6 protein-coding genes are annotated in these 6,316 nt (G+C 44.4%); 3 read left to right on the top strand and 3 right to left on the bottom strand.

Going from position 1 to position 6,316, the window contains the following annotated elements; translation table 11 throughout:
- Both F6J94_RS27985 and recQ read left to right on the top strand, forming a co-directional pair.
- Positions 1–2,432, top strand: a 2,432-nt coding sequence (locus F6J94_RS27985) for an NACHT domain-containing NTPase (RefSeq protein ID WP_293046382.1), incomplete at its 5' end; no start/stop codon positions are given.
- Positions 2,433–2,513: 81 nt separating this feature from the next.
- Complete coding sequence (gene recQ / locus F6J94_RS27980; protein ID WP_293046380.1) at positions 2,514–4,643, top strand: DNA helicase RecQ; 2,130 nt, start codon at positions 2,514–2,516, stop codon at positions 4,641–4,643.
- A gap of 251 nt (positions 4,644–4,894) precedes the next feature.
- Here recQ and F6J94_RS27975 read toward each other — a convergent pair whose 3' ends face one another.
- Positions 4,895–5,092: a helix-turn-helix transcriptional regulator gene (locus tag F6J94_RS27975; RefSeq protein ID WP_070391622.1), complete on the bottom strand. Its 198-nt coding sequence runs from the start codon at positions 5,090–5,092 to the stop codon at positions 4,895–4,897.
- A gap of 114 nt (positions 5,093–5,206) precedes the next feature.
- Positions 5,207–5,383: a hypothetical protein gene (locus tag F6J94_RS27970; protein ID WP_293046378.1), complete on the bottom strand. Its 177-nt coding sequence runs from the start codon at positions 5,381–5,383 to the stop codon at positions 5,207–5,209.
- 120 nt (positions 5,384–5,503) lie between these two features.
- On the opposite strand from F6J94_RS27970, the gene F6J94_RS27965 reads away from it, so the two are divergent.
- Entirely contained in the window at positions 5,504–6,001 is a 498-nt protein-coding gene (locus F6J94_RS27965; RefSeq protein WP_293027363.1) for a DUF29 domain-containing protein, read from the top strand.
- Positions 6,002–6,124: 123 nt separating this feature from the next.
- On the opposite strand, the gene F6J94_RS27960 is transcribed toward F6J94_RS27965, so the two are convergent.
- Positions 6,125–6,316: hypothetical protein (locus F6J94_RS27960; RefSeq protein WP_293046375.1), on the bottom strand; the 192-nt coding region annotated here is incomplete at its 5' end.

The following is a 6,316-nucleotide window of genomic DNA, read 5'->3' as shown; positions in this document are numbered from 1 at the left end:
TTGTATCAACTGCTGGCGCTTGGGAACGGGATTGGTTAGCAGCTGGTAGTGGGGAAATGTCAGAAACAGCACTATTGGCAAAGACAACTGGCCGGAAATTCTTGGCTGAGCAGTTATTGAGCCAAAGTCAGTCAAGACGAGTGGTGATATTGGGTGCGCCAGGCTCCGGGAAAACTACCTTGATGAGTTATTTTGCAGTAATGTTGGCTCAGCAAAATCCTGAGGTTTTAGGATTAGATGCTGATACGGACTGGCTACCGATTTTAATTAGGATGCGAGATTTTGCGATAAATCTCGATAAAAGCCTGATCGACTATGCTCGGGTATTTGCTGAAAACACGATGGCAGTCAAACCGTTACCAGTAGGATTTTTTGAGCATTGGTTGTATGATGGTAGGGCGTTGATATTGCTAGATGGTTTGGATGAAGTAGCAGAAGACGCTAAACGGAATGATGTAGTCAGGCGCATCGATAATTTTTTGGGACAGTTTGACAGAAATCGCGCTATTATTACATCTAGACCGGCTGGCTATCGGCGCGACTTTTTCCGCACTGAGGAATTTCCCCACTATCAAATTGAACCGTTTGATGATCAGAAGATTTCAGCGTTTATTGATAACTGGTATAACAGCAGGTTTCAAGACCAAGCAGAAGCTGAAAGGCGCAAGCAAAGTTTACGAAAGGCACTAGATGATAATGACCGGATTAAGCTATTGGCACGGAATCCGTTATTGTTGACAATTATTGCATTGATTCATCGCTATCAAGCGGTATTGCCCAAGGAACGGTTTGAGCTTTATAATTGTGCAGTCAAGACGTTGTTAACCTCTTGGGATGCTAACAAAGAAATCAGCAATCATGGAATATTTAAGTATCTAGATTTATATGATTTGCGCCGATTGATGGAATTGTTGGCGTATTGGATTCATACCCAGGTAAATGTTGAAGATAATGATAGCGGTACGTTAATTGACCGGGATGATTTGATTGATCAGTTGAGTCAGCAGATTAAAACCTTGAAGCAGGTGCAGTTATATCAAGCTAAAGAAGAAGCAGAAGCATTTGTCACCTTGATTCGCGATCGCACGGGTTTGTTGAATGAGCAAGGGCAAAATTGTTATGGTTTTGTCCATAAGACGTTTCAGGAATATTTGTGTGCTGAAGAGATTGACTATCAGGCGGATAATGAGGGAGATTTTGGGATTGTTTTGAGTCAGATTCGGGCGCATTTGCATGACTCCCACTGGCGCGAGGTGTTACTATTGCTGATAGCGCAACAAAAACCGAAAAAGGCAGCGAGGGCGATTCGGGCAGTTTTGACTAATAAGAGTAACTATGAGCAGTGGTTGCATCGGGATTTGTTGTTTGCTGGTAGTTGTTTGGCAGAAGACCCGAAAAATTTGCTTGGTGCTGATCGTGGGTTGGTGCAAGAGATTTTGCAGCAGTTGTTTGAGTTGGAAGTGAGTAGTAAAGAGCGGGTTTGCAAAAATGTTCGCGAGCAGGTTTTTCAGATACTTTGTAGTTTGTATGAAACGGATTTTGAGGCACAGGTATTGGAATTGTTTGAAGACCAATCAGATCGGATTGATGACTGGCGATTGCTGAAGTATCGAGCTGAGTTCGGGGAAAAATATCAGGTAATTACAATATTGCTAGGATGGCTAAAAGATGAGAATTATGATGTGCGTTGGAAGGCAGCCAATGCCTTGGGCAAATTGGGCAATAGCTCAAAAACTGTAATCAACGCCCTGCTAGCAAGGTTTCAGGATGAGAATTGTGCTGTGCGTAGGAGTGCAGCCAATGCCTTGGGCGAATTGGGCAAGGCATCAGAACCCGTAGTCAGCGCCCTCCTAGCAAGGCTTCAGGATAAGAATCCTTGGGTGCGTGGGTGGACAGCCTATGCCTTGGGACAATTGGGCAATAGCTCAGAAACCGTAGTCAGCGCAGTCCTAGCAAGGCTTCAGAAGGATAATTCATATGTATGTGCGTATGCAGGCTATGCCTTGATCAAATTGGGCAAAAGCTCAGAAACCGTAGTCAATGCCCTCATAGCAGGGCTTCAGGATCCCGATTCTGTTGTGCGTGGAAACGCAGCGATAGCCTTAGGCAATTTGGGCAACAGCTCAGAAACTGTAGTCAACGCCCTACTAAAAAGGCTTCAGGATGATAAGTTTTATGTGCGTGTGAGGGCAGCCGTGGCCTTGGGAAAATTGGGCAACAGCTCAGAAACTGTAGTCAGCTCCCTACTAGCACAGCTTCAGGATCCTGATTCTGAGGTACCTTGGAGAGCAGCCAAAGCCTTGGGCAAATTGGGCAAAACATCCAATCATGTTATCCCTACTGTAATTGAATGGATTGAACAACACCAGGATTCCGACTATGTGGGCAGAGGTATTGATGTGCTGTGGGATGTGGTTGTAGGTGAGGAATAGAGAATAGCGCGTCTATGTTACAGTTTTTAGGCATAATAATCTTATCCCCAACACTGAAGCGATCGCAATCCCCTCACGACCATGGAAGAGTCGCCATCCCTGGAGCATGCCCTTAAACATTTCTTTGGCCACGACTGTTTCCGTCCAGGACAGCGACAGATTATTGAAGAAGCGCTGGAAAATCAGGATTTACTGATTATCATGCCCACTGGCGGTGGTAAATCCTTGTGCTATCAACTGCCAGCGCTACTGAAACCGGGCTTAACCGTTGTGGTATCTCCTCTGATTTCCTTGATGCAAGACCAAGTGACATCTTTGGAAGATAATGGCATTGGGGCTACCTTTATCAATAGCACCTTGAGCTTCAAACAAATGCGATCGCGGGAAGCTGCTATCCTTGAAGGTAAGATAAAATTACTCTACGTATCACCAGAACGGTTACTGGCAGAGCAGTTTATCCCATTTTTGGATAGAGTGCGATCGCAAATCGGTATTCCCACCTTTGCCATTGATGAAGCGCACTGTGTCTCACAATGGGGGCATGATTTCCGCCCAGAATACCGGCAACTAAAACTATTACGTCACCGCTATCCCCATAGCTCAGTGCTGGCCCTGACCGCTACTGCTACCAATCGAGTCCAACAGGACATTATCCAACAACTAGCATTGCGACAGCCCAAGGTTCACATCGCTAGTTTCAATCGCCCTAACCTTTACTACGACGTTCAACCAAAACAACGGCAAAGCTATAAACAGTTATTACAACACATCCGTTCTCACCAAGGTTCCGGTATTGTCTACTGTACGAGCCGCCGTTCCGTAGACGAAGTAGCTTTCCGGTTAGAGAATGATGGCATTTCTGCCCTACCTTACCATGGCGGAATGACGGATAAGGCTAGGGCAACCAATCAAAATCGGTTTATCCGGGATGATGTGCGGGTAATCGTAGCTACCGTAGCCTTTGGGATGGGAATTAATAAGCCCGATGTACGCTTTGTGATTCACTACGATTTACCTCGTAACATCGAAAGTTATTACCAGGAATCGGGACGAGCAGGACGGGATGGGGAACCAGCCACATGTACCGTTTTATATAGCGCTAGTGATATCTCCAAACTTCATTATCTCATTGATCAAAAGCCCGATCCCAAGGAACAACGGATTGCCTATCAACAGTTAAATCAGATTGTTGACTACGCAGAAGGCACAGATTGTCGCCGCCGGATTTTGCTGGGCTACTTTGGTGAGCGGTTTCCAGGGAATTGTGACAAATGTGATAACTGTTGCTATCCTAAGCCAGTAGAAGATTGGACGATTGAAGCTCAAAAATTCCTCTCTTGTGTAGCCCGGTGTCGGGAACGGTTTGGGATGAACCACATTATTCAAGTGTTGCGGGGCTCAAAAAGTAAGAAAATTGAGCAGTATGGCCATCACTTACTCTCTACCTATGGTATTGGTAAGGATAGAACTGTAGAGGCTTGGAAAATTCTAGTGCGATCGCTTTTGCACCAGGGATTAGTAGACCAAACCACCGATGGCTACTCCGTGCTGAAGCTCAATAAACTAAGTTGGGAAATCCTGCGCAAACAACGTTCTGTTTATGTTCCCATTTCCCAGTCATCTGTAGAAAAAGCCTTAGGGGAAATTAACCCCAGAGCAGCTGAAGCGGAGCTGCTGCTAGATAAATTGCGGAAACTAAGGAAACAGTTAGCTGACCGCCAATCGATTCCGCCCTATGTAGTGTTTGCTGATTCCACACTGAAACTAATGGCACAGCTGAAACCCAAAACCTTAGAGCACTTTGCTAAACTTTCTGGTGTGACTCAGTATAAAGTTACCCAGTATGGCGAGCAATTTATTTCAGAAATTCGGGCATTTTGTCAAGAGCAAAAACTACCAGAACCCCTGCCCTCCAGTACTTATATGAAAACGCTGCAATTCTATCAACAAGGGTTAAGTGTAGAGGAAATTGCTAAACAACGAGGGTATACTACCAGAACTATTATAGATCATTTGAGCCAATTAATTGAAATGAATCAGCCAGTGGATTTAAAACGACTGGTACCATTGGAACACCATGAGCCAATTATTACAGCCATTGAAAAAGTGGGTGATCAGTATCTGAAACAATTACGGGAATACTTAGGAGAAAGTTACTCCTATGACGACATTAAACTAGTCCGTGCTTGGTGGCGACGGCAGGGTAATTGATATATAGCATTTCTCCCACTTACGAGGTACAGTCTTCTGTGATTAGTGATCCCCCCTAACCCCCCTTATCAAGGGGGGAATCTTATGTTAAAACTATCTTAAATATTGCATGTATGGCTATTGCCTTAAAAAGATAAGCTTTGTAACTCACCAAAATAAGAATTGCCATATTTATTGCTATCCGCAGCACTAGAGATGATTATGAAATGATCGCACAATGCCATCCTGTGCTTTGGGTATACCCTTACATGTTACTGGATCAGATCCTCAATTTTGAAGTCTAAAATATCACACAAGGCTTTAGTCTGTTCTGGATAAAGCTTAGGCTTGTGCCGATCCGCCTCCCAGTTAATCACTGTAGACTCTACTACATCACAGGCTCTGGCAACTTGTATGCGAGTTAAACCTAGACTTTCACGGCGTTCTCGTAGTTTTTTTCCTAGGGACATTACCTTCTCCGGTTGTCTTGTAGCAGTAGTTTACCTAAATGTATTTGACTATTTATAGTTTATCTTATAGGATAGGGTTTTGTGCAATAGGGCAGGTAAATTAATATCAATGATTTAAATTAAGACCATAGATATAGGTGGGAAGGCGTAGGGTGCGTTAGGGAAGGGCTCGCCCTCATCTTCCACCTCGTAGCCAGGGTTGATATAGCCCGCCCCGTAACGCACCACTAAAGGTATTGAGCTAAAGGCTGACCACTGACCACTGACAGCTGACCACTGATTTCTTAGCATGAAATTAGTGTGTAGCGGTGTGATGCTTAAGAATTGGGATCACCAAACAAATCAAATCCCCGTCTAGGTCAGAGCGGGGAGTCTCAACATGCTAGCATCAATTAATTGGGGAAATGAGTAATGACAACAGCCCACAACCTTTATCAGCAAGACTTTTACTTGTGGACCGAGGCGACTGCGCAACAGTTACGGCAGGGTAAGTTTGCCCAAGTTGATGTAGCGAATCTGATTGAAGAAGTCGAAAGCATGGGTAAACGGGAAAAGCGCGAGTTAAAAAGTCGTTTGATTGTGTTGCTGATGCATTTACTGAAGTGGATGTATCAACCAGGGAAAAGGAGCGACAGTTGCCTCAATACTATCACTGAACAGCGTATCGGTTTGGAAGAACTGCTGGAGGATAGTCCTAGTTTAAAAACGTTTTTGCCAGAGGTCTTTGACCAATGTTATCAGAAGGCTCGGATTAAGGCAGCCCAGGAAACTGGGATTAAGTTGAACACTTTTCCTTGTCAGTGTTCTTTTGCTCAGGAGCAGGTTTTGGAAGCTGGTTTTTTCCCAGAAGTGTTGAATCGGGAATGGGGAATCGGGAATCGGGAATCGGGAATCGGGAATCGGGAATAGGCAATAGACAATAGTTAATAGGGAATAGGAAGCAGCGATGTAGTCGCTACTCCCTATTTTTTAAAACCCAGGAAAAAAGTACTTTAAGGAATTTAAAACTGGTATACTTCAACTCAGTAACTACTATCTGCGGAAGGAACTGCCTCCATCTTTGCTGTCACCTACCGGTCCCTTGCCATCATTCGGTGGATTGTAATTGTTTAATGTATTCATACTCATGAAGGAACTGCCTCCATCTTTGCTATCACCTACCGGTCCCTTGCCATCATTCGGTGGATTGTAATTGTTTAATGTATTCATACTCATGAAGGAACA

The organism is Moorena sp. SIO1F2, from assembly GCF_010672755.1.
GTDB lineage: Bacteria > Cyanobacteriota > Cyanobacteriia > Cyanobacteriales > Coleofasciculaceae > Moorena.
The sequence above is the reverse complement of the archived record's forward strand: the minus strand, read 5'-3'. Positions and strand labels throughout refer to the sequence as shown.

Excerpts from the sequence above, each read along its gene's own strand:
- F6J94_RS27970 (WP_293046378.1), bottom strand. The coding sequence starts at position 5,383 with ATGCTAAGAAATCAGTGGTCAGCTGTCAGTGGTCAGTGGTCAGCCTTT.
- F6J94_RS27965 (WP_293027363.1), top strand. The coding sequence starts at position 5,504 with ATGACAACAGCCCACAACCTTTATCAGCAAGACTTTTACTTGTGGACC.
- recQ (WP_293046380.1), top strand. The coding sequence starts at position 2,514 with ATGGAAGAGTCGCCATCCCTGGAGCATGCCCTTAAACATTTCTTTGGC.
- F6J94_RS27975 (WP_070391622.1), bottom strand. The coding sequence starts at position 5,092 with ATGTCCCTAGGAAAAAAACTACGAGAACGCCGTGAAAGTCTAGGTTTA.